The organism is Luteimonas sp. RIT-PG2_3, from assembly GCF_054902115.1.
The window spans coordinates 1-22,465 of record NZ_JBUBPF010000001.1 but is presented as its reverse complement, the minus strand read 5'-3'; the positions used below and the strand labels follow the sequence as shown (position 1 = coordinate 22,465).

Sequence of the window (22,465 nt, the reverse complement as noted above, 5' to 3'; positions counted from 1 at the left end):
GTTCATGGGTGGCCATGCCGGCGTCGGGCGCGCGGACGCAGGCTCGTGGATTGCCCTAGTATATGAACAGTAATCCAGTGGTTATCACTGATTTGTAGTCATCATGCAGGCGAACAGCCTGTGATCTTGGGCGTCGACGGGAGATACGATGAAAGCCAAGGAGCTCGACCGCACCGATCGCAAGATCCTGCGACTGCTGCAGCAGGAGGGGCGGATTTCGTTCACCGAACTGGGCGAGCGGGTCGGGCTGTCGACCACGCCATGCACCGAGCGCGTGCGCAGGCTGGAGCGCGACGGCGTGATCACCGGTTACCACGCGCGGCTGGCGCCGACGATGGTCAAGGCCAGCCTGCTGGTGTTCGTGGAGATCAGCCTGTCGTACAAGTCCGGCGACATCTTCGAGGAGTTCCGGCGCGCGGCCCTGAAGCTGCCCAACGTGCTCGAATGCCACCTGGTGTCGGGCGACTTCGATTACCTGATCAAGGCGCGGATCTCGGAAATGGCCTCGTACCGCAAGTTGCTCGGCAGCACCCTGCTGACGCTGCCCTACGTGCGCGAATCCAAGAGCTACATCGTCATGGAAGAGATCAAGGAAACGCTGGAGCTGCCGCTGGCCGACTGACGGCCGCGCGCAGGCGGCCCGGCTTCCGCCGTCCCCTGCTGGCAGGCCCCGCTGCGACGTCTCAGCGCGGAAGCGCCACGCGTGTGCCGGTGTCGGCGCTGTCGATGCCGGCGGCGATGACACGCATCACCTGCAGGGCCTCGTCGGCGGTGACCGGTGCGGGCTGGCCACGGGTGATCGCATCGCGCAGTCCGCGGTAATAGGCCAGGTAGTCGCCTGCGACGCCCGGCGTCGTGCTGCTGCGTTGCAGGTTGCCGAACGGCCGTGCCAACGTGCCCGGATGCGGGTCCTGGCCCCAGCCGGCATCGCCGGGCAGTTCGCGCGCGCGCAGCGCGGCTTCCTGCGGATCCAGCCCGTGCTTGATCCAGCTGCCCTTGCTGCCGTGCACGGCAAAGCGCAGGTCGTGCGCCACGACCACCGAGCCGGCATGCAGGAACACGCGCCGCCGCGGGTAATGCAGCACCACGTGGAAACCGTCGTCGACCTCCGCGCCGGCGCGCAGCGTCCAGCGATCGGCCTGGACCGCGTCGGGCATGCCGAACAGCTGCAGCGCCTGGTCGACCAGGTGCGGACCGAGATCGAACCAGAGGCCGCTACCGGGCCCGGGCGCCTCGCGCCAGCGCACCGGAACCTGCGGACGATGGCGGTCGAAATGCGAATGCAGCTCGACGATGTCGCCGAGCGCGCCTTGCCGGATCAACGCCTGCAGAGTCAGGAAATCGCTGTCCCAGCGCCGGTTCTGGAACACGCTGACGATGCGCGCGCTGCGCCGGGCGGCCTCGACGACCTGGTGCGCCTCGTCCAGCGTGGTCGTGAACGGCTTGTCGACCACGACATGGCGACCGGCCTCCAGCGCGGCGATCGCCAGCGCGGCATGGCTGGCATTGGGGCTGGCGATGATGACCAGCTCGATCGCCGGATCCTGGAATGCTGTCAGCGGGTCGGCGACCACGCGGACATGGGCCAGCTCGGCATGCACCTTGCGCGCATCGCTCGACACCACCGTATGCAGGTGCAGGCCGGGCGTACGCCGGATCAGCGGCGCGTGGAACACACGCCCGGCGGCGCCGTAGCCGACCAGGCAGACGTTGACGACCTCAGCCACGCGGGTCGATTACCAGCCGAACAGCTTGAAGTAGGTCTGCGGCGGGTTGTCGCCGCTCTTGTCCATCAGGCCGTCGCCATCGCGGTCGTACAGATAGTAGGTCGGTCCGCGCGACGGCACGACCATCACCGCACGCAGCTGGCCGCCGATGCGGTACTCGGTGATGACATCGCCATTGGGCTCGGTCCGGGTCGCTTCGACGACGTCGCCGGTCAGGCCGTGGCCCGGGGCGGACGTGTCGGCGGTGCTGGCGCAGCCCGCCAGAACCAGCAGGCCTGACAGCAGCACGATGCGGGGATGCAGGGACATGGCGCGTTTCCACGGAGGAGGGAGGTGATCCGATTATGCGCCCTGGGGGGTGACGGCGCCGCGTCGATGCGCCGCTGCCCATATGCGCCGTGTGACGCGCATCGCGCCCGTGGCTGGCGGTGTCCGTCGACGGCCGCGAGCAGGCTTGCGCGGTAGAATCGTCCGATGACACGTCTCGTCCTGATCGATGGTTCTTCGTACCTGTTCCGCGCGTTCCACGCGCTGCCACCGCTGACCAATGCCGATGGCGAGCCGACCGGCGCGCTGTTCGGCGTGGTCAACATGCTGCGGTCGACGTTGAAGGAACAGCCCGACTACACCGCGTTCGTCGTCGATGCCAGCGGGCCGACGTTCCGCGACGCGCTGTATCCGCTGTACAAGGCCAACCGACCGCCGATGCCCGACGAACTGCGTGCGCAGGTCGAGCCGATGATGCGGCTGGTCGAGGGGCTCGGCTTTCCGATCCTGCGCGTCTCCGGCGTCGAGGCCGACGATGTCATCGGCACGCTGGCCCTGCAGGCGATGGCCGACGGCATCGACGTCACCATCTCGACCGGCGACAAGGATTTCGCGCAGCTGGTGCGCCGCCGTCCCGATGGCGGCCATGTCGAACTGGTCAACACCATGACCGGAAGCCGCATGGATGGCGACGAGGCGGTGATCGCCAAGTTCGGCGTGCGCCCGGACCAGATCGTCGACATGCTCGCGCTGATGGGCGACAGCGTCGACAACATCCCCGGCGTGCCCAAGTGCGGCCCGAAGACCGCAGCGAAATGGCTGGCAGAGTTCGACACCCTCGATGGCGTCATCGCCAATGCCGGCAACATCAAGGGCAAGATCGGCGAAAGCCTGCGCGAGGCGTTGCCGCAGCTGCCGCTGAGCCGCGAACTGGCGACGATCAAGACCGATGTCGTGCTCGACGTCGCCCCGCGCGACCTGCGCCTGCGCACGCGCGACGCCGACGCATTGCGCGTGCTGTACGCGCGCTACGGCTTCAACCAGGCGCTGAAGGAACTCGAGGGCGGGGTGGTGCCCGAGGTCGCCGAACGCGAGCCCGGCAAGGCGCGCGGCAACGGCAACTACACCGCTGCCGCGCCGACAGCGGGCGAGACCGCCATCGATCCCGCGCTGTCGGCGGCCGGCGAGTACGAGACCATCCTGACGATGGCCCAGCTCGATGGCTGGATCGCGACGCTGCAGGCCGCGCCCGAGATCGCGATCGACACCGAAACCGACTCGCTCGATCCCATGCAGGCCAACCTGGTCGGCATCAGCGTCGCCGCGGAGCCAGGCTGGGCGGCCTACCTGCCGCTGGGCCACGACTACCCCGGCGCACCGGCGCAGCTGGATCGCAGCCAGGCGCTGGACGCCCTGCGCCCGCTGCTGGTCGATCCGGACAAGCGCAAGATCGGCCAGCACGGCAAGTACGACATCCACGTGCTGCGGCGCCATGGCATCGACCTGCAGGGCTATGCCGACGACACCCTGCTGGAGAGCTTCGTGCTCGACGCCGGTGGGGCGCGTCACGACATGGATTCGCTGGCGGCCCGCCACCTGGGCTACCAGACGATCAAGTACGAGGACGTGGCCGGCAAAGGCGCCAAGCAGATCCCGTTCTCGCAGGTCGCCATCGACGACGCCACCCGCTATGCGGCCGAGGATGCCGATATCACGTTGCGCCTGCATCGTGTGCTGTCTGCGCGGCTGTCGGCGACACCGTCGCTGCAGGGTGTGTACCGCGACATCGAGATGCCGCTGGTGCCCGTGCTGGCGCGGGTCGAGGCCAACGGCATCAAGGTCGACATCGACGAACTGCGCCGCCAGAGTGGCGACCTGTCCAAGCGCATGCTGGCCGCGCAGCAGAAGGCCACCGAACTGGCCGGGCGCACGTTCAATCTCGACTCGCCCAAGCAACTGCAGGCCCTGCTGTTCGACGAACTGAAACTGCCGGCGGTGCTGAAGACACCCAAGGGCCAGCCCAGTACCAACGAGGAGGCGCTGGAAGCGATCGCCGACCAGCACGAGCTGCCACGGGTGATCCTGGACTACCGTGGGCTGGCCAAACTGCGCAGCACGTACACCGACAAGTTGCCGGAGATGATCAACCCGGTCACCGGTCGCGTGCACACCAGCTACCACCAGGCCGGCGCCGCGACCGGGCGGCTGTCGTCGTCGGACCCGAACCTGCAGAACATCCCGATCCGCACCGACGACGGCCGCCGCATCCGCCGCGCTTTCATCGCGCCGCCGGGCCGCAAGCTGGTGGCCTGCGACTACTCGCAGATCGAACTGCGGATCATGGCGCACCTGTCCGAGGATCCCGGACTGGTCAAGGCCTTCGAGTCCGGCGCCGACATCCACAAGGCGACCGCCGCCGAAGTCTTCGGGCGCAAGCTCGAGGACGTCACCTCCAATGAGCGTCGCGCCGCCAAGGCGATCAACTTCGGCCTGATGTACGGCATGAGCGCGTTCGGGCTGGCGCGCAACCTCGGCATCGGTCGTGGCGAAGCGCAGGACTACATCGCGCTGTACTTCTCGCGTTATCCCGGCGTACGCGACTTCATGGAACGCACCCGCACCGAGGCGCGTGAACGCGGCTATGTCGAAACCGTGTTCGGTCGCCGGCTGTACCTGGAGTACATCCAGAAGGGCACGCAGGGGCAGCGTGCGGGCGCCGAGCGTGCCGCGATCAACGCACCGATGCAGGGCACCGCCGCCGACATCATCAAGCGCGCGATGATCGACATCGATGGCTGGCTTGCCGCCAAAGGCGGCACAGCGCGGATGTGCCTGCAGGTGCACGACGAACTGGTCTTCGAAGTCGACGCCGATGCGGTGGATGCGTTGTTGGCCGAAGTCGTGCCGCGCATGGCATCAGCCGCGGAACTACGTGTTCCATTGCTGATCGATAGCGGTGTCGGAAACAACTGGGATGAAGCCCATTAATGTTTGTGAATACGTGACGCAATGCGCCGGGTGGCCAGAAGTGCCTGTTTTCCCGCGCGTTTGCCTGGACAGCGTCCGATCACGCGTTTGCGCGAGCAAGTAAACGCTGGCTGAATTCTTCTGTTCGGCGTCGCCAATTTTCACGAACTTTAAATGTGCGAAGTGGTCATATGACTCGCGACAGATGCAAGGTCTGTCGCTGATCCCTCCCTTCCCCTGGAGTGATCCGGAACGAAGACTTCTCCCCGAGTCCCGTTCCCCGAGCCCCGCTGGCCCCCCCTGCCAGCGGGGCTTTTTTATGCGCGCAGTTCATGTGCGCGGTGGGGCTGCGGGCCGGCCGCGTTGCGTCCCGCTGCCGCCCGGCCGACACTCGCGGTCTTCCCGGGGAGCATCCAATGAGCACACTGTTCGAACTGTCGTCGCCGTGGTGGCACTTCGTGCTGCGCGCGCTGGTGATCTATGTCGTGGTGATGCTGCTGGTGCGGATCTCCGGCAAGCGCGCGGTGGGCCAGTTCACGCCGTTCGACCTGGTGCTGCTGATCCTGATCGGCAACGCGGTGCAGAACGGGCTGAATGCCGGCGACAACTCCCTGACCGGCGCGCTGCTGCTGGCGGTCTGCCTGATCGCGCTGAACTACCTGGTGGCGCTGCTCAATGCCCGCGTCGGCTGGGCGCGGCGGATCATCGAGGGCGAACCGGTGGTGCTGGCCCGCGACGGCAAAGTCGACCATGCGGTGCTGCGGCGCGAGCTGGTCGGCAAGGCGGATTTCCACGAGGCCATGCGCGAGGCCGGCTGCGCCGATGTCGGCAGGATCCGGCTGGCGATGCTGGAGACCAATGGCCGCATCAGCATCCTGCTGAACACCCAGGACGATCGCAGCTCCGATGACGGGATGCCCGACGACGCACCGGGGACGTCCGCCTAGGCGCCGCCACGCGCTTCGGGAGGGCTGGGGGCGGGGGCATTCCCCCAGCGCAGGCCCACAGGCGCTGCCGTGCTCAGCCGGCTGCGTGCAGCCAGTCGCGCGGGCGCAGGTAGTCGGCCAGTCGCGCTTCCTCGCTGCCGGGCTCTGGCGTGTAGCCGTATTCGAAGCGGACCCGCGGCGGCAGGCTCATCAGGATCGACTCGGCGCGGCCGCCGCTCTGCAGGCCGAACAGGGTGCCGCGGTCGTAGACCAGGTTGAACTCGACATAGCGCCCCCGCCGGTACAGCTGGAACTCGCGCTCGCGTTCGCCGTAATCGGCATGCTTGCGCCGTTCGACGATCGGGAGATAAGCGTCCAGGAAGCCGTCGCCGACCGCTTGCATGTACGCGAAGTCGCGATCGAAGTCGCCGTGCAGGTCGTCGAAGAACAGGCCGCCGACGCCGCGGGTCTCGTTGCGGTGGCGCAGGAAGAAGTAGTCGTCGCACCAGCGCTTGTGGGCGTCGTAGCGGTCCTGGCCGCCGAACGGCTCGCAGAGGTCGCGCGCGACCCGGTGCCAGTGGCGGACGTCGTCGTCGACCGGGTAGAACGGGGTCAGGTCGAAGCCGCCGCCGAACCACCAGGCCACGGTTTCTCCATCGCGGGTGGCGCGGAAGTGGCGGACATTGGCATGAGTAGTCGGCAGGCGCGGATTGTGCGGGTGGAACACCAGCGACACGCCGACTGCCCGCCAGGCCGCGCCCGCCAGTTCCGGCCGGCTGGCGGTCGCCGACGGCGGCAGCGTGGTGCCCGAGACGTCCGAGAAGCCGATGCCCGCCTGCTCGAAGACCGCGCCGTCGCGCAGCACGCGCGTGCGCCCGCCGCCGCCCAGCGCGGGGCTGGCCGCCTCGGCCTCGCGGGTCCAGCGGTCCTCGATGAAGCGCGCGCTGCCGTCGGCGGTTTCGATGGCGGCGCAGATGCGGTCCTGCAGTCCGGTCAGATAGTCGCGGACGGTGTCGAAGTCGTTCATGCGCGCCATTGTACCGGGCGTGCGCGGAGGCGAAGCCGGGGCGGGCGAAGGCGGCGCACGCGATCTATCTTCTCCGCCTGGCTTCCCCTCATGCCTACCGCACGTCGGAAGATTGCGTGCGCGCGGTCGCCGTGTTGGCCGCATCCGTGCCGCCATCCGCGTTGTCACGGATGTGGGGCGGCATCCGGGGACACGCGCACCGGCAGATGCGCGGAGGGATGCGGCGGTGCAGCAATCCCTGCGTCCGTCTGGAGCGCGACGTTGCATATCGACGCGCTGCGGGCGATGGACAGTCCGTCTGTGCGATTGCTGATGACGAGGTGTCCTGAGCAAGGACTTGCGTCGCGCTTTCACAGGAACACGATGGAGATCGGCCATGGATTCGCAGGAACGGGAACCAACGGTGCGTGGCAGGGTCTTCAATCGTTGACGCAGCAGGAAACAAGGCAAAGCACGCTGGAAAATGCATGCGTCGACAATTGCGCGGCGATTGCCATGCCTGCGTCATCAAAGCAGGCGAGGCTGTTGGATCAGGCGTGGCTGCGATGGTCGATGTGTGATGACATGCCCTCGCGATGAATGGACGTACAGGTGATTCACCACGCTCTAACGTGGTCACTGTGTAAGGTAGAACGAATGGATACGAATCAAACAATCATCAAGCCCGCCAGCGTGCCCACGCACGCGGCACCACAGCTGCAGGGATTGCAGCAGCACCCGCTGGACATCCGTCGCCCGCACCGCCTGCCGGTGCTGGACCAGGTCATCGAAATCGCCGACGCCGCGATGGCAGCACAGCGCCCGGCCAGGATCGTCCCGCAGCTGGTCGAAAAACTGCAGGCGCTGTTCGCGGCCGATCCGCATCTGGCCAGCGATGTCCCCGCGTCGTTGCAGGGCACGTCGCCAGACGGCTACCTGCGTCGCGAGCTGTATCGCTCGCCGCAGTTCGGTTATCACGTGTTCCTGATGACATGGGCGCCCGGCCAGCACAGCCCGATCCACGATCATGCCGACGTCTGGGGCATCGAGGCCGTGCTGAAGGGCGAGCTGGAAGTCGTCGACTACCGCATGGCCGGTCGTCGCGACGCACTGGTGGAACTGCATCCGGTGGCCCACCACCAGATGACGCCAGGCAGCGTCATCGGCCTACTGCCGCCGCACGACCTGCATGCCTGCGGCAACGCCGTTCCCGACGGCGTCACCGTCTCGCTGCATATCTACGGCCACCACATGGAAGAAGTGCAGCGCTACGCCCACGTCGAGAACCTGCTGTACCGGCCGCAGAGCGTCTTCCTCGAGAGCATCTGAGTTTCAGGCTCCAGACGTATAGCGGGGCTCACGCGTGTGGAGGACTGTTGGGTGTCGCGTCTGGCGGGTTTTGGCCTGCCATGGTTCGGGGCATCAGGACACGCTTGTCGAGACCCGCCCTCCCCGGGCCACGTAGGGCGGGGTTCAACCCGCCGTTCTTCTGAGCATCACAAGACGCGAGCCAAGACGCGCCCTATTTCAGGACGCGCTCGAACAACTCGTGGATGCGGCGGTACTGGTCGTACCAGGAGTCGGGGTGCTGGTAGGCATGGCGCTCCAACGGGTAGCTGGCCAGCTCCCATTTGTCCTTGCGCAGTTCGATCAAGCGCTGCGCCATCATTACCGAATCCTTGTAGAACACGTTGTCGTCGATCATGCCGTGCGCGATCAGCAGGTGGTCCTGCAGCTGGTCGGCGTATTCGATCGGCGATGATTTGCGGTAGGCCTCGGGATCGAGCTCGGGCGTGTTGAGGATGTTCGCGGTGTAGGTGTGGTTGTACTGCGACCAGTCGGCAACCGGGCGCAGCGCAGCGCCGGCCTTGAACACGCCTGGTTTGCGGAACTGGGCCATGAAGGTCATGAAGCCGCCGTAGCTGCCGCCGTAGATGCCCACGCGATCGCGGTTGGCCTGCTTGTGCTCGACCAGCCAATCGATGCCGTCGAGGTAATCCTCGAGTTCCGGATGCCCCATCTGCCGGTAGATCGCGGTGCGCCAGTCGCGGCCGTAGCCCTTGGACGCGCGGAAATCCAGGTCGAGCACGATGTAGCCCTGCTGCACCAGCAGGTTGTGGAACATCTGCTCGCGGAAGTAGTTGGGATACTGGTGGCTGACGTTCTGCAGGTAGCCGGCGCCATGCACGAACAGCACCACCGGATACTGCTTGCCCGGTTCCATCTGGCGGGGGCCGTAGTACTTGCCCCAGACCGCACCGGCGCCATGCTTCGACGGCACCTGGACGTACTCGGGCTCAAGCCAGTCGAACGCCTTGAAGGCCTCGCGGCGGGTATCGGTCAGCGTGCGCAGCGGGCCACCGTCGGCCGCGACCACCGCCAGCTGCGCCGGCACGTAACTGCTGGAATGCATGACCAGCAACTGGCGGCCGTCGGGAGACACCGCGAAGCGCTCGACGCCATCGACCGACGTCAGTTCGCGCACCTCGCCACCCGCGGCGGGCAGGCTGCAGACCTCGTAGTCGCCCGGTCGCTCGCGGTTGCACAGGAAGTGGAAACGGCTGCCATCGGCCGACAGCACCGGCGAGGACACTTCCCAGCGGCCGGAAGTCAGTGCGCGCGCGCGGCCGCCCTGCAGCGTGTACAGGTGCGACCAGCCCGATTCCTCGGACAGGAACCACAGGCCGCGGTTGTCGGGCAGCCATCCGAACTCGTTGTAGTCCCAGTTGATCCAGCCCGGATCGGTCAGGCGGTGGCGGGACTGCAACGATGCATTCTCGGGATCCACGGTGACCAGCCAGCGGTCCTTGTTGTCGACCGAGTGCAGCATCAGCGCCGCGCTATGGCTGTCGCTGCTCCAGCGCAGCGATTCGGCGCCGCGGCTTTCGATCCGCACCGCGCGGTTGCCCTTCAGCGGCTCCTTGCCGGCCGCCTTGCGTAATGCGGCCAGCGGATCGCTGGCGATGCCGGGCAGGCTGTCGAGCGTCAGTGCGCGCGGACGGCCGTCGGCCATGTCGACCAGCCAGAACGCCTGCGGGACGGGATCGGTGCGGCCCACGCGCGTGCGCACGTCTTCGAATTCCTCGTAACCCGATTCGGTCACGTAGCGCGGCATCTTGCCCGCCTGGCCCTTGTCGGCGGACTTGGATTCGGTTGCGACCACCAGCCAGCGTCCATCGGGCGACAGCGCGCTGCCGACGATCTCGACATCCTTGCCCAGGTACACCGGCGCGGGCGCGCGGCTGTGGTCGGCGGAGCGCCACTGCTGCTCCTGCAGGCGCTGCGCATCGCGACGCTCGCGTTCGGTGCGCAGCGTCTGGATCAGTCGCAGCTGCTCATCGCGCAACGCGTCGGCTTTGGGCGCCTTGGTCGGGTTGTCCTCGGTTTTCAGCGAAGCGGCCTGACTGACGCCCTGGCGCGCGTCCCAGCGATACCAGTCGTTGCCGGCGTTCCAGACCAGGGCGCCGTCCTGGCTCCACTGCAGCGCGGTCTCGGTGGCTTCGGTGCGGGTCAGCTGGCTCAGCGCGCCGTTGCGGAGGTCGCGGACGAAGACGTCGCCATTGCGCACGAAGGCCATGCGCGTGCGTTGCGGGTCCAGCTGCGGCTGCGCGGCGTCGATGTCGCCGCGCGCGGCGCCGTCCAGGCGCACCGGCGTGGCGTTGCCGGTGACGTCCAGGGCGTGGATGTCGCGGATACTCGCGCCCTCGCGCTTGAGCGTGTAGTACGCGCGTTGCCCGTCCCAGGACCACCAGGCCTGCTCGACGGCGGGGCCGATCCAGTCCGGATCGGCCATGATCCGGTCGAGGGTCAGGGGCTGTGCCGGTTGCGCCGAGGCGGCGGCAGTGGCAAGCAACAGGGACAACAGCAGCAACGGGCGGGCACGTGATCCGGACATGTCGTTAGGCGGTGGTTTCAAAGGGCCGAGGGTACCAGCTTGCCGGCCGCGGCTCTGGCCACAACAACAGGCGGGGGCGTTCAACGCCTCGATGGACTTCCCCCCGTCCGCAGCGGCCGCGTTTCCGAGCCTCAAACAGGCCTCAGTGCAGGGCGCGCGCGTCCCGCGAAATGCGCGGGAACTTGGGGGAGTGGTCGCGCTGGGGAGGATGCGGGGGGCGTTGCACGGGCGCGGTCGCAGGCAGGAAGGTTCGGAAAAACAGGGCCCGAAGGCCCTGTCCGTACTTCCGTGTACACGGCTTACCCGGCCGGAGAACCTGCAGGCATCACCAACTGAAGCCGGCGCCTGCCGACACGCTTTTCTCGTCACCACTGAACGCCCCGGCGATCGAGACGCTGGCGCGGTTGCCGATGGCGCGCTGGTAACCCACCGCCAGCGCCTGCTCGCCGCCCTGCGCGCCGACGCCGACGCCGATGCGATTGCGACCCGCCAGCCCCGCGGTATTCATGGCCATGCCTGCGTACGCGCCACTCATCGCCGCCAGCTTGTCGATGCGACGGTCCTGCTGATGAAAACGGCGATCGGTGTCCCCCCGGAATGCCTCGAAGCTGTCTGACAAGCCGGCCAGCTCGGCAAAGCGGGTGTCGGTGTAGGCGTTGGCGGTGGTGAGGGTCTGGGTGGCAGTGGTGTCGGTGTACTCGTTGGCGGCGGACAGCGTCTGCGCATCACCCGCTTCCACCTGTCCCAGGTTCACCGCATCGGTGGCTTCCACCGCATCGGCCACGTTGGCGATACGCGTTCCGTCGGCACCGGTCATGGTCAGCACGTCACGCGTGTCGCTGTCGTAGGTCACGCTGCGCGGCCCGCCGCCGGCCGGACCTTCGGGACCGGTCGGGCCGGCCGGTCCCTGCGCGCCATTCAAGGACTGCAGCCAGTCCCCTTCGGTACCTGCGAATCCATTGTTCACCGCGATTTCGTAGGCACTGAAACCCCGTTCGCCCTGGATGCCACCGGCAGCGACGATGCGGGCGTTGATATCGGTCAGCGCAGAATCCACGGCGGTGAATGCAGAACCGATGTTGGTGTAGTTGTTCGACTGAATGAGATAGGTCGGCCCGGTGAAGACGCCGCCCGCATAGTTTGCGCCACCGCCGAGCGCGGTCGCCAAGGGATACAGCTGGGACAGATTGACCGCGTCCTCATCCTCGGAGCCGGCGGCGAGGTTGACGATCTGGTTCATCTGTGCGGCCGAGCCGACAGCGATCGTGTATTCGCGATCAGATACGGCACCAAAACCAATGGCGACACTGTGTCCGGCGATGGCGGTGGCATTGACGCCAAGCGCTGCGCTGTAGTCACCTCGTGCGGCCACGCCGGTGCCGACAGCTACCGCACTGATGCCTTCTGCATAAACGGACTCGCTGTCCGGATCGATCATCCCATTGCCATCACGGTCGTACCAACCACCCATGGCCACGCTGCTCAAGCCGTTGGCACGACTGAAGTAGCCGAAGGCGCTGCTGCCATGCCCCCTGGCCACGGTCGCGACGCCGAAGGCGCTGCTCCCCGTCGCGCTGGCCGTGCTGCCCAGACCGAACGCGTTGGCGGAACTGCCGCTGGCCGTGTTGTTGTAACCGAACGCGCTGCTGTACGAACCGCTTGCGGTGTTGATCGCGCCAGACGCATTGCTGGAGTCGCCGCTGGCGGTGTTCTGGAAGCCGAATGCATTGCTGGAGTAACCACTGGCGGTATTTTCATGGCCGACGGCACTGCTATAGAAGTCAATGGCTTTATTGAGAAAACCAAGGGCACTGCTTCCGTCACCGTTTGTTACATTCTTATACCCGACGGCACTGTTGCCCCCTCCCGCGGCCACGTTCTGGAAGCCGATCGCAGTGGAATAATTGCCGCCGGCACTCAGTTCGTAATAGTCGGCTTGTCCATCGTTATCCTCGTCGTTCCACGCACCGATGGCGTTGTTCACGCCGAGCGCAGTACTGCCTTCGCCCCAGGCCCAATTCCCATGGCCGACGCCAGTGCTGCGTGTGCCCGGAGTCAGGTTCTCCGAACCGAAGGCAGAGCTCCAATCGCCGGTATCGATGCGGCCGCCGCTCTCGTCGAAGCCGGCGTTGTTGAAATAGCCGCAAGCCACGGCTTGCTCACCGCCGGCTTCACTGCCTGCCCACTGGACATTGCCGGCATCGTCGAGGAAGAGGCACGCCGCATCCCGCGCCCACGTCGGGCTGGAGATGCAGGTCAGAAGCGCGACGGCGATCAATGACCGCTGCAGGGCGCGGGCGCGATGGTGGAGCATAGTGAACTGCTGCAGGCGTGACGTGTTGTTCATGTCGATCTCTCTCGGTTGGGTAAGCCGGAATTGCCCGGCTACGAGAGAGATCGAAATTCAGTGCCCGCGACTGACATCGGCCCGCAAAACCCCGAAGAGCAGGCTTTGCCCCACTGCTTTTCCGAACATGGCCCGGGTGTACGGGGAGCGCAGCAAGCCCCGCTCTACGGCGGGGATACCGATGCCGTGCGATGCTTCAACGATGAGGCTTCTCCGCAGGCTGCCGCACGCCGTCCCACAGCTCGACCGGCTCAAGCGGCGTCAACACTCTCTTCGGATAACGCGGCACGCGTACGTCGGGAATGGTGACCCATTGCGGGATGCTGTCGAGCAGGCAGCCCTGTATCGCGTAGGTGCCGTTGACTGGACGGTCGAACCCACGCGAGCGGTAGGACACGAAGCTGACCGTCTTGCCACCTCCGTCGGCGTAGAGAGGCCCGTCCTCCCGCACCCGGAACACCGCGGCGGCGTTCTGCGTGCGCAGTGGATACCAGGCCAGTTCACCACCGCCCTGTATGCGCAGGTGCGCACCCCGCCAGTCGGCTTCGTCGAGGGTGATGGTCACCGATCGGACCTGCAGCACCTTGTCGGCAGGAATGGCCTTGGCCGATGTGCCCGCCCCGCTGTAACCGGCGGGGATCTGGTAGCGGCCACGATCCACGAAGGTGTGTGCGCAGCGGGCCGTGAGGACGGAGGTGTCCAGGCGCGGCAGGTCGATCGCACGCGCATCGAGCAGACGGCTGGCCGGCGGCGCGGCGAGAGCGATGCTGGCAATCAGCGCGCTGGTCAGGGCCGCCGTTGCGAGGGCAGCCGTAGTGAGAGCAGCCGTAGCGAGAGCGTGCCGGCTGCGGGTGGGGATGCGTTGATGCATGGGAGCGTCCTTTCGATAGTGCGTGAGGATCAGATGGGAGCATCCGGTGTCATGTGCCGGATGCTCCGTTCAGGGCCGCAACGGTCAGACTTACAGGTCTACGCCGAAGCCGAGGCCTGCGGACTTCTCACCGCCTCCGAAGGCGCCGCCGATCGAGAACGAGCCGCGATTGCCGATCCTGCGGCCGTAGCCGATCGACAGCGCCTGCTCGCCACCCTGGACGCCGGCACCTACGGCAATACGGCCACGCGGGCTCTGCGAACCTCCGGCATTGATCGCCATGTTGGTCATGGCCGATGTCATCGCACCCAACTGGTCGATCCGGCGATCGGTCTGCCGGAAGCGCTGGTTGACGTCGCCGCGGAGCAGCTCGAACTCATCGTTCAAGGCGTCGAAGCGGACGTCGGTATAGGCCTTGGCCGACGCCAGCGTGACGGTGGCGGTGTTGTCCGTATAGGTGTTTGCAGCCTGGAGCGTGGCTGCATCACCGGCGGCCATATCACTTCGGACCACGGTTTCGCGGGTATCGGTGTAGGTGTTGGCCGAGGCCAGGGTCGCCGCATCGCCAGCTTCGAGCTGGCGCACGTTGACGGCATCCATGTCGTCAACGCCATCGGCAAGGTTGTGGATACCGGTGCCCGTGCCCGTGCCGGGCGTGCCAGCACCGCCACCATTTCCGCCCAGCGTCACACTTCCCTGGCTGGCATCGTCGTAGTACACCGCCAGATCGGCGCGCGCGATGATCGCCGACAGCCGGGTGTCGATCGCCAGGAACGCATCGCCCGCATTGTTGTAGGTGGCACCCTGGATCAGGTAGCTCGGCGGCGTGAACGTGCCGCCGGCATAGCTGGCGCCCCCTCCAAGGGCGGCGGCAAGGGGGCTGAGGTCGACTGCTGCGATGGCGGCCCGCATCTGCCGCAGGTTGACCGCGTCATGGTCCTCGCTGCCGTCCGCCAGGTTCACCAGTTGCCGGCGCAAGGTGCTGTTGCCGATGGAGACCGTGTACGCGCGGTCCGCGGCGCTGCTGGTGCCCAGAGCGACTGATTGCAGGGCCGTCGCAGAGGACAGTGCGCCCAGCGCGGTATTGGTGAAACCGCCCGCTTCCGCGCCTGAGCCGATCGCCACGGACAGGAAGCTGCCGGCTTGGGCCGACATGCCGATCGCAACCGCACCCGGGCCGGCTGCCCCTGACTGCCTGCCGATCGAGATCGCGCCCGCCCCGCTGGCGGTCGCTTCCATACCCATGGCCACTGCATTGGTGGTGGCCACCGCCCGCTGTCCCAGTGCGCTGGCATCGGCGGAGGCCTCGGCATTGGCGCCGACCGCGGTGGCATTGAGCCCGTGCGTGCGCGTGGCCACGCCGACCGCTACCGACTCGGCAAATTCCGCTTTCGTATCACGCCCCAGCGCGGTGCTGTGCTCACCTGCTCGCGCCGACTGCCCGACCGCTGTCGCCCACGATCCGGTGGCCGATGATTGCGTGCCCAATGCCGTCGTGAATCCGCCTTCCGCATAGGCGCCTGCGCCCACGGCTGTGGCGTTGTCGGTCATGGCGCGTGCAAACTGGCCGAGTGCGGTGCTGTACTGGCCGGCCGCATGGCTGATGTAGCCCACCGCGGTACTGCCGATGCCGTTGGCTTCCGCGAAGCTGCCGAGCGCACTCGCATTCTCGCGGGTGGCCCGGGCTTGCCGGCCGACCGCGGTGGTGTTGGCGCCATCGGCATAGCCCAGAAAGCCCACCGCGATACTGCCGTCGGAATAGGCGTTCGAGTCGGTTCCCACCGAGATGGAGCGCGCGCCCTCGGCATTGCTGCTGTTGCCCAGCGCCAAAGCGGCCAAGCCATTGGCGACCGCGTCGGTGCCAATGGCCGTGGCGTAGCTGCCGTCAGCTAAGGCATTGCTGCCGCAGGCCAGGCTCGCGGCGCCGTTGCCGTAGGGATCGTTCGGGGCGGGTACGCCGGGTGGCCAGAAGGGCGAGCCCGCCATATCGCAGGCACCGGCAAACACCGGGAGTGAGGCGGCGCTCAGGGCGAGCGCAAGCAGGCTGAGGGCATATCGTCGGCGCTGAACCGCACGGGGTTGGGCAAACATGAGGGTCTCCGCTGGGTAGGCCGGAAATCCCCGGCTACCAGAGAGATCGCAATCCGGTGCCCATCACTGACATCGGGTTCTGCGTGGGCCCCGAACTGGGGCGCGCGATGCCTGTGGTCTGCCGGCACTCGCAGGCGAGCCGCCGCGGGGGGGCGTCCGCGTCACAGATACCTGGACAGGCCTCAACGCGCCAGGTCGGCGGCGACGGCAAACTCCGGTGCCGATGGGGCGGTCGTCGCCACCAGCAGTTGGTACGCAGCGTTGGCCGCGTTACGCCGGGCCGCCGCATCCCCGAGGGCCGCGTGGACCCGGGCTTCTTCCAGGGCTAGCTGGATGCGGACGATGGGGGCACTGTTGTCGGGCAGCAACGCGCGTGCTTCGTCCACCAGCTTGAGCGCCAACGCGGTATCGCGCTGACTGCGTGCCAGCTCGGACTGCGCCACCAGGGCGCGGGCGAGTTGCCTGGACTGGGTGCGGCGAAGTTCAGGCAGCTGCGTCTCCAGCAGCCGCCTGGCCGAAGCGGCATCACCTTGTACGAGATAGGCGCGTGCCAGCATCGTGGTGACGCTGTCACCCAGGTTGATGCTGTTGGCCGAATTCCTCTGCAGCCGATCCAGCACGGCCTTGAATTGGCCGATCGCCGCGGCTGCATCCCCCTGGCGCAGCATCGTCTCGCCGAGGGAGCGGCGCACCAGGCCCGAGATCGGGTGATCCGGCGCAAGGGTATCGATCAGGCGTGCCGATTCCTGCAGATGGCGACGGGCAGCGGCCAACTCGCCGGCGCCCAGTTCGGCACGCCCCAGCAATTGCAGTGAACGCATGTACTTGAGGGTGTCGGTGCCGTAGATCTGCGCCACCATCACCTGCGCCCGGCGCAGCAACGGAACAGCTTCCGCATCGCGTCCGGCAGACGACAGCACGTTGCCCAGCGCCCACAATGCGCGGCTCACCGAGGGTTCCGGCTCCGAGGGATGCCGCTGTTCCAGGATGCGCAACGCATCGCGCGCCGCCGCCACCGCAGCTTCCGGCTTGTCAGCTGCATCAAGGAAATAGCTCAGTTCCAGCAGTGACTCTGCATGCTCGTCCGACTCCCGGCCATGGAGGCGGGCTGTGATCTGCGATGCAGTGCGCTGCGCCGCCAGAGCGGGCTCGAATTTTCCTTGCAGGTAGAAGGAGGAGCCCAGAGTGCCCAGTGCCTCGATCAGTCCCGCATCTGGCGGATCCTGGTCGAACAGTGAGACCGCCTTGCTGGCCTGCGCCTGAGCTTCGGTCATCCGGCTTTCCGACAGCAGGACATAGGCGTGCTCGGCCAATGCCCGTGCACGAATGACGGGCGCGATCGACGGGTGCTGGTCGGCGACGGCCGTGGCCTGCTCCAGCAATGACATGGCGTCCTGATAGAGGCTGAGATCGGAATACGTTTTACCGATCAGCGTCATCATTTCGACACGCATCTCCGGCTGTCCGGAAAATTCCGTTGCAATGCGCGCCTTGCTGCGATCGAGTACCTCGCGGACGGTGGTCTTGTCGCCGCGGTTGCTTTCGGGGGACGCCTCTGCAAACAGGGACGCAAGAAAATCCCGGCTGACGCGCGCGTGCTGTGCTTCCGATTCGGCGCGCGCGCGCTCGTCATTTGCGCGGCGTGCTTCCGCCTCGGCCCTGTCGGCGGACTCCCGGACCTTTCCGGTCTGCATCAGGATGCCCGTGATGCCCGAGACCAGTGCCAGTGCCGCCAGCGTGCCCATGACCACGCCCCAGCGGTTGCGGCCGATGTACTTGCGGGCCCGATACGCGAAGGTGTCGCCACTGACCGAAACGGTGCGGCCGGTGAGGAAACGTTCCAGATCGCTGGAGAACGCCTGCACGCTGGCATAGCGACGCGACGGTTCCTTGGCCAGTGCAGTCTGCACGATGCGCGACAGGTCGCCCTTGACGAATCGCCTGAACCCTCGCAGGTCGGTGTTGCGCTGACTCAGGCGGGTATCGACGTCCTGTTGCGTGCCGGTGGTGATGGCCTGGTCCAGGCGTGCCGCGGCGCGTCCGGTAATGGCCTCGGCCGTCGCGCGCAGGTCGTCCTGGTCGAAGGTGTAAGGCAGCTTGCCGGCAAGCAGCTGATACAGGATGACCCCCAGCGCATACACGTCGGTGGCGGCGCTGATGACGCCACCGGACACCTGCTCGGGCGCCGCGTACTCGGGCGTGAAGCCCACCAGCATGCCCGTCCGTGTGGCGCCGGCTGCATCATCGATGCGCTTGGCCACGCCAAAGTCGAGCACCTTGGGATGGCCCTCCTGATCCACGAGGATGTTCTCGGGCTTGAGGTCCCGGTGGACGACGAAGTGTTCGTGCGCATGCTGCACGGCGGCGCAGACCTGTCGGAACAGGTCCAGTCGTGCGCGCAGGTCGAGCTGGCGCGCATCGGCCCAACGGATCAAGGACTGGCCCTGCACCAGCTCCAGGGCAAACCATGGGCGCTGGTCCTCATCCAGGCCGTGATCGATCAGGCCTGGGATGTTGGGGTGTGACAGTGCGGCAAGGATGCGGCGTTCCTGCAGGAAACGCTGCGCCTGCAGGCTGCCATCCCAGCGCCGGTGCAGGCGTTTGATGGCTGCGCGTTGTCCGGTGTCGCGGTCATCGCGGCGGGCGGCATAGACCGTGCCCATGCCGCCACGGCCGATCATGGCGTCCAGCAGCCAAGGGCCCAGGTGGCGGCCCAGGTCCTGGCCCGTGTCCTCGGCATCGACGGGATCGAATTCGATCGAGGCACCGACCACGCCCTGGTCGAAGGCATGGCTGCTGGCATCGGCCGACAGCATGCGCGCAAGTTCGCTGTGCAGCAGGGGGTCGTCGGCGCATTCGGCGTCCAGCAGTGCCGCGCGGGCTTCCGGCTCCAAGTCCAGGGCACGTTCGAACAGTTCGGAGATCCGACGCCAGCGTGCAAGGTCTGCGGATGTGGTCATGCCGCCTGTCCAAGCTGCATCAACAGGAAGGCGCGCGCCTTGCGCCAGTCACGATGGATCGTGCGTTCGGTCAATCCAAGATGCGTGGCGATTTCGTTGAACTCCATGCCCGCATAGAAGCGACACTCGACGACCGTCACCAGGCGCGGATCCAGTGCCTCCAGCGCGTCCAGGCCCTTCTCGATATCCAGCAGGTCGACTTGCCGGGAGGTGCCGGCGAACGGGATGTCCGTGCTGAGGGTCACCCTGATCTGGTCGCCGCCGCGCTTTTCCGCCCCGCGTGCGCGCAGGTGGTCGATCAGAACATGGCGCATGGCCTTGGCCGCCAGCGCGAGGAACGGACCGCGCTGACTGGCATCGATCGGCGCTCCGTTCAGTTTGAGGTAGGCTTCATGCACCAGCACGGTGGTGTTGAGCGTGCTGCGCTGCGAGGCCCGCAGTTCGCGACGGGCAATATTACGCAGCTGTTCGTAGAGCGCGACAAATTGCTGTCGGTAGGCGTCTGGAACCGTGGCGGCGGCCTCTTCCATGTCCACTGCAGGCGTTGTCACGAAGTTCCGGACTGGCGAGCGTAGCCTTGATCGCGACACGGTGCGAGGGGGGGGCGGCGCGGGGCATGCCGCGAAAACGTCACGCCCGTGATGGACATCACATCGCCGTACGGTCTGGCTGCGACAATCCGACGCGGATGTCCGCGACCGGGCTCGTGGACAATCGCCGCACCGCAACGCAGGCGCGCCAGGAGCCATGATGGATGCACTACTGCTGTCGCGGATCCAGTTCGGGTTCGTGATCTCGTTCCACATCCTGTTCCCGGCCTTTACGATCGGGCTCGCCAGCTGGCTGGCGTTCCTGGAGTGGCGCTGGCTGCGCACCCGCGACACCTTGTGGCGCGACCTGTATTTCTTCTGGCTGAAGATTTTCGCGGTGTCGTTCGGCATGGGCGTGGTGTCGGGCATCGTGCTGAGTTTCCAGTTCGGCACCAACTGGGCGGTGCTCAGTGAGCGGGCCGGCAACATCCTCGGTCCCTTGCTCAGCTACGAGGTGCTGACCGCGTTCTTCCTGGAGGCGAGTTTCCTCGGGGTCATGCTGTTCGGCTGGAACAAGGTGTCGGAGAAGCTGCATTTCCTGTCGACCTGCCTGGTCGCGCTGGGCACCTTGATCTCGACGTTCTGGATCCTGTCGGCCAACAGCTGGATGCAGACGCCGGCGGGTTACACGCTGGTCGACGGCGTGTTCCATCCGGAAAGCTGGATGGAGATCATCTTCAATCCCTCGTTCCCGTACCGGCTGTCGCACATGGTGCTGGCGGCCTTCATCACCACATGCTTCGTCATCGGCGGGGTCAGTGCCGGTTACCTCCGGCGTGGCGTGCATGTCGAGGCCGGCAGACGGATGCTGAAGCTGGCGGTGGCATTCGCGGCGATCACAGTGCCGCTGCAGGTCTTCGTCGGCGATCTGCATGGCCTGAACGCGCGCGAGCACCAGCCGGTCAAGGTCGCGGCGATGGAAGCGCATTGGGCGCACAAGCCGGCCGGCGAGGGCGTGCCGCTGGTGTTGTTCGCAGTGCCCAATGCACGCGAGGAGCGCAACGATTATGAAATCGCGATTCCGCGGCTGGGCAGCCTGATCCTGACCCACAGCTGGGATGGCGAGATCGAACCGCTGACGGCGTTTCCGGCCAGTGAGCGGCCGCCGGTGAAGCCGGTGTTCTATTCGTTCCGGGTCATGGTCGGGATCGGCATGGCGATGCTGGCGCTGGTGTTGGCATCGCTGTGGGCGTGGCGACGGCGGACGCTGTTCACGTCGCGCTGGATCCTGGATGGCTGGCGCGTGCTGACGTTGTCGGGATTCGTCGCGGTGTTGTCGGGCTGGTATGTCGCCGAGATCGGTCGCCAGCCGTACGTGGTCTACGGGCTGCTGCGGACCCGTGATGCGGTCAGCGATGTCGGCGTCGGCAGCGTGCTGACGTCGCTGATCGTGTTCGTGCTGGTCTACCTGATGGTGTTCGGCGTGGGCGTGCGTTATCTGGTCAAGATGGCGCGCAGTGGCCCGCAGCCCTTCGAGCCGCCACCGCGGACCGAGGATGGTGAGAAGACGCCAGCGCGTCCGTTGTCGGCGGCCGATGATCCGCTCGAAGGAGAAAGCCCGCCGCAAGATGACGCAGGCCGGGCAGGAGGGCGCGGATGAACCTGGAGATGGTGCTGCCGGTGGTCTGGTTCGGCGTGATCGGCTTCGGCGTGCTGATGTACGTGCTGCTGGACGGCTTCGTTCTGGGGCTCGGCATCCTGGCGCCGTTCGCCGAGGACGAGGGCCAACTCGACCACATGATGAACACTGCGGCACCGATCTGGGACGGCAACGAGACCTGGCTGGTGCTCGGCGGCGTCGGCCTGTTCACGGCTTTTCCCAAGGCCTATGCGCTGGTGCTGTCGGTGCTGTACCTGCCGGTGCTGCTGATGCTGATCGCGCTGGTGTTCCGCGGCGTGGCGTTCGAGTTCCGCTTCAAGGCGCGGCGCAGCAAGCGCGCCTGGGGTGCGGCATTCTCGCTGGGGTCGATCCTGGCGGCGTTCGCCCAAGGCGTGATCCTGGGTGCGCTGGTCGAGGGCATGCCGCTGCAGGAGGGCAAGTATCTGGGCGGTACATTCGGCTGGTTCAGTCCGTTCTCGATGCTGACGGGGGTGGCCGTGGTGTTCGGCTATGGCCTGTTGGGATCGTGCTGGCTGATCCTGAAGACCGACGGGCCGCTGCAGAAGGTCGCGCGCACGCTGACCCGTCCGCTGGTGTTGGTGGTGGTCGCATTCATGGCGCTGGTCAGCACATGGCTGCCGTTCCTGGACTCGCGGATCATGGCGCGCTGGTTCGAGGGTGGGAATTTCCTGTGGCTGTCGCCGGTGCCGGTGCTGGTGCTGTTGAACGCGGTGCTGCTGTGGCGTGCGGCGTTGCGTGAGGGCCGCGATGCTGCGCCGTTCCTGTTGACGCTGTGCTTTTTCGGCCTGGGCTTCGCTGGTCTGGTACTGGGCATCTGGCCCAACATCGTGCCGCCGGACCTGAGCATCTGGGAGGCTGCGGCGTCGCCGTCGTCGCAGATGTTCGTGCTGGTCGGCCTGGTGTTCCTGCTGCCGATGATCCTGGGCTACACCGCCTGGTCATACCGGGTGTTCCGCGGCAAGGTGAAGGCGGACGCGGGATATCACTGAGCCGCCGCCTGCGAACGCCCGGCGTGCTTCGCCGGGCCGGACCGGGCCGCACAGCGGCACGGGCTGACCGAGCCGAGGAGTAAGCCCTGGGCGGGGCGATGCAGCTTCCGAAGCCGACCAAGACAAGCCGTTGCCCTCAACTCCGAGAAAACAGAGCTGAAAAGCAGAGCCGCTGAGCCCGGAATTGCAGCAGCGTGTCGGGCTGCGG

Annotated in this window: 16 protein-coding genes; 7 read left to right on the top strand and 9 right to left on the bottom strand. The window is 66.7% G+C overall.

Annotated features, from left to right (window positions below):
• The first annotated feature begins 148 nt into the window (after positions 1-148).
• Entirely contained in the window at positions 149-622 is a 474-nt protein-coding gene (locus ACYX7E_RS00080) for a winged helix-turn-helix transcriptional regulator (protein WP_462078498.1), read from the top strand.
• 61 nt (positions 623-683) lie between these two features.
• Here ACYX7E_RS00080 and ACYX7E_RS00075 read toward each other — a convergent pair whose 3' ends face one another.
• Together ACYX7E_RS00075 and ACYX7E_RS00070 are read right to left on the bottom strand one after the other, a co-directional pair.
• Positions 684-1,727, bottom strand: coding sequence for an oxidoreductase (locus ACYX7E_RS00075; protein ID WP_462078497.1), 1,044 nt, complete (start codon positions 1,725-1,727; stop codon positions 684-686).
• 9 nt (positions 1,728-1,736) lie between these two features.
• Positions 1,737-2,036 (bottom strand): DUF2782 domain-containing protein, encoded by a 300-nt coding sequence (locus tag ACYX7E_RS00070; protein ID WP_462078496.1) that lies wholly within the window; start codon positions 2,034-2,036, stop codon positions 1,737-1,739.
• 165 nt (positions 2,037-2,201) lie between these two features.
• On the opposite strand from ACYX7E_RS00070, the gene polA reads away from it, so the two are divergent.
• Both polA and ACYX7E_RS00060 read left to right on the top strand, forming a co-directional pair.
• Positions 2,202-4,982, top strand: a complete 2,781-nt coding sequence (gene polA / locus ACYX7E_RS00065; RefSeq protein ID WP_462078495.1) for a DNA polymerase I — start codon at positions 2,202-2,204, stop codon at positions 4,980-4,982.
• 395 nt (positions 4,983-5,377) lie between these two features.
• Positions 5,378-5,908 carry a DUF421 domain-containing protein gene (locus tag ACYX7E_RS00060; RefSeq protein WP_462078494.1) on the top strand — a complete coding sequence of 177 codons (531 nt, stop codon included), beginning with the start codon at positions 5,378-5,380 and terminating at the stop codon, positions 5,906-5,908.
• A gap of 73 nt (positions 5,909-5,981) precedes the next feature.
• On the opposite strand, the gene hemF is transcribed toward ACYX7E_RS00060, so the two are convergent.
• Positions 5,982-6,914 carry an oxygen-dependent coproporphyrinogen oxidase gene (gene hemF, locus ACYX7E_RS00055; RefSeq protein WP_462078493.1) on the bottom strand — a complete coding sequence of 311 codons (933 nt, stop codon included), beginning with the start codon at positions 6,912-6,914 and terminating at the stop codon, positions 5,982-5,984.
• Between the two features lie 261 nt (positions 6,915-7,175).
• On the opposite strand from hemF, the gene ACYX7E_RS00050 reads away from it, so the two are divergent.
• Together ACYX7E_RS00050 and ACYX7E_RS00045 are read left to right on the top strand one after the other, a co-directional pair.
• Positions 7,176-7,493 carry a hypothetical protein gene (locus ACYX7E_RS00050; RefSeq protein ID WP_462078492.1) on the top strand — a complete coding sequence of 106 codons (318 nt, stop codon included), beginning with the start codon at positions 7,176-7,178 and terminating at the stop codon, positions 7,491-7,493.
• A gap of 57 nt (positions 7,494-7,550) precedes the next feature.
• Positions 7,551-8,222, top strand: a complete 672-nt coding sequence (locus ACYX7E_RS00045) for a cysteine dioxygenase family protein (protein WP_462078491.1) — start codon at positions 7,551-7,553, stop codon at positions 8,220-8,222.
• 193 nt (positions 8,223-8,415) lie between these two features.
• On the opposite strand, the gene ACYX7E_RS00040 is transcribed toward ACYX7E_RS00045, so the two are convergent.
• The 6 genes from ACYX7E_RS00040 to ACYX7E_RS00015 form a co-directional block, all read right to left on the bottom strand.
• On the bottom strand, positions 8,416-10,764 hold the full coding sequence (locus tag ACYX7E_RS00040; protein WP_462079032.1) for a S9 family peptidase: 2,349 nt from the start codon (positions 10,762-10,764) through the stop codon (positions 8,416-8,418).
• 349 nt (positions 10,765-11,113) lie between these two features.
• Positions 11,114-13,135, bottom strand: a complete 2,022-nt coding sequence (locus tag ACYX7E_RS00035) for a YadA-like family protein (protein ID WP_462078490.1) — start codon at positions 13,133-13,135, stop codon at positions 11,114-11,116.
• Between the two features lie 196 nt (positions 13,136-13,331).
• On the bottom strand, positions 13,332-14,006 hold the full coding sequence (locus ACYX7E_RS00030) for a hypothetical protein (protein ID WP_462078489.1): 675 nt from the start codon (positions 14,004-14,006) through the stop codon (positions 13,332-13,334).
• 90 nt (positions 14,007-14,096) lie between these two features.
• On the bottom strand, positions 14,097-16,097 hold the full coding sequence (locus ACYX7E_RS00025) for a hypothetical protein (RefSeq protein ID WP_462078488.1): 2,001 nt from the start codon (positions 16,095-16,097) through the stop codon (positions 14,097-14,099).
• Positions 16,098-16,279: 182 nt separating this feature from the next.
• Positions 16,280-18,778: a serine/threonine-protein kinase gene (locus tag ACYX7E_RS00020; RefSeq protein WP_462079031.1), complete on the bottom strand. Its 2,499-nt coding sequence runs from the start codon at positions 18,776-18,778 to the stop codon at positions 16,280-16,282.
• A gap of 275 nt (positions 18,779-19,053) precedes the next feature.
• Positions 19,054-19,587 carry an ECF-type sigma factor gene (locus ACYX7E_RS00015; RefSeq protein ID WP_462078487.1) on the bottom strand — a complete coding sequence of 178 codons (534 nt, stop codon included), beginning with the start codon at positions 19,585-19,587 and terminating at the stop codon, positions 19,054-19,056.
• A 220-nt stretch (positions 19,588-19,807) separates the two neighbouring features.
• Here ACYX7E_RS00015 and ACYX7E_RS00010 point away from each other — a divergent pair, with 220 nt between their 5' ends.
• Both ACYX7E_RS00010 and cydB read left to right on the top strand, forming a co-directional pair.
• Positions 19,808-21,247, top strand: a complete 1,440-nt coding sequence (locus ACYX7E_RS00010; RefSeq protein WP_462078486.1) for a cytochrome ubiquinol oxidase subunit I — start codon at positions 19,808-19,810, stop codon at positions 21,245-21,247.
• Positions 21,244-22,257, top strand: coding sequence for a cytochrome d ubiquinol oxidase subunit II (gene cydB, locus ACYX7E_RS00005; protein ID WP_462078485.1), 1,014 nt, complete (start codon positions 21,244-21,246; stop codon positions 22,255-22,257). Before ACYX7E_RS00010 ends, cydB begins: the two co-directional genes overlap by 4 nt.
• Positions 22,258-22,465 lie beyond the last annotated feature (208 nt).

Excerpts from the sequence above, each read along its gene's own strand:
- ACYX7E_RS00080 (WP_462078498.1), top strand. The coding sequence starts at position 149 with ATGAAAGCCAAGGAGCTCGACCGCACCGATCGCAAGATCCTGCGACTG.
- ACYX7E_RS00070 (WP_462078496.1), bottom strand. The coding sequence starts at position 2,036 with ATGTCCCTGCATCCCCGCATCGTGCTGCTGTCAGGCCTGCTGGTTCTG.
- polA (WP_462078495.1), top strand. The coding sequence starts at position 2,202 with ATGACACGTCTCGTCCTGATCGATGGTTCTTCGTACCTGTTCCGCGCG.
- ACYX7E_RS00060 (WP_462078494.1), top strand. The coding sequence starts at position 5,378 with ATGAGCACACTGTTCGAACTGTCGTCGCCGTGGTGGCACTTCGTGCTG.
- hemF (WP_462078493.1), bottom strand. The coding sequence starts at position 6,914 with ATGAACGACTTCGACACCGTCCGCGACTATCTGACCGGACTGCAGGAC.
- ACYX7E_RS00045 (WP_462078491.1), top strand. The coding sequence starts at position 7,551 with ATGGATACGAATCAAACAATCATCAAGCCCGCCAGCGTGCCCACGCAC.
- ACYX7E_RS00035 (WP_462078490.1), bottom strand. The coding sequence starts at position 13,135 with ATGAACAACACGTCACGCCTGCAGCAGTTCACTATGCTCCACCATCGC.
- ACYX7E_RS00030 (WP_462078489.1), bottom strand. The coding sequence starts at position 14,006 with ATGCATCAACGCATCCCCACCCGCAGCCGGCACGCTCTCGCTACGGCT.
- ACYX7E_RS00025 (WP_462078488.1), bottom strand. The coding sequence starts at position 16,097 with ATGTTTGCCCAACCCCGTGCGGTTCAGCGCCGACGATATGCCCTCAGC.
- ACYX7E_RS00020 (WP_462079031.1), bottom strand. The coding sequence starts at position 18,778 with ATGATCGGCCGTGGCGGCATGGGCACGGTCTATGCCGCCCGCCGCGAT.
- ACYX7E_RS00015 (WP_462078487.1), bottom strand. The coding sequence starts at position 19,587 with ATGGAAGAGGCCGCCGCCACGGTTCCAGACGCCTACCGACAGCAATTT.
- ACYX7E_RS00010 (WP_462078486.1), top strand. The coding sequence starts at position 19,808 with ATGGATGCACTACTGCTGTCGCGGATCCAGTTCGGGTTCGTGATCTCG.
- cydB (WP_462078485.1), top strand. The coding sequence starts at position 21,244 with ATGAACCTGGAGATGGTGCTGCCGGTGGTCTGGTTCGGCGTGATCGGC.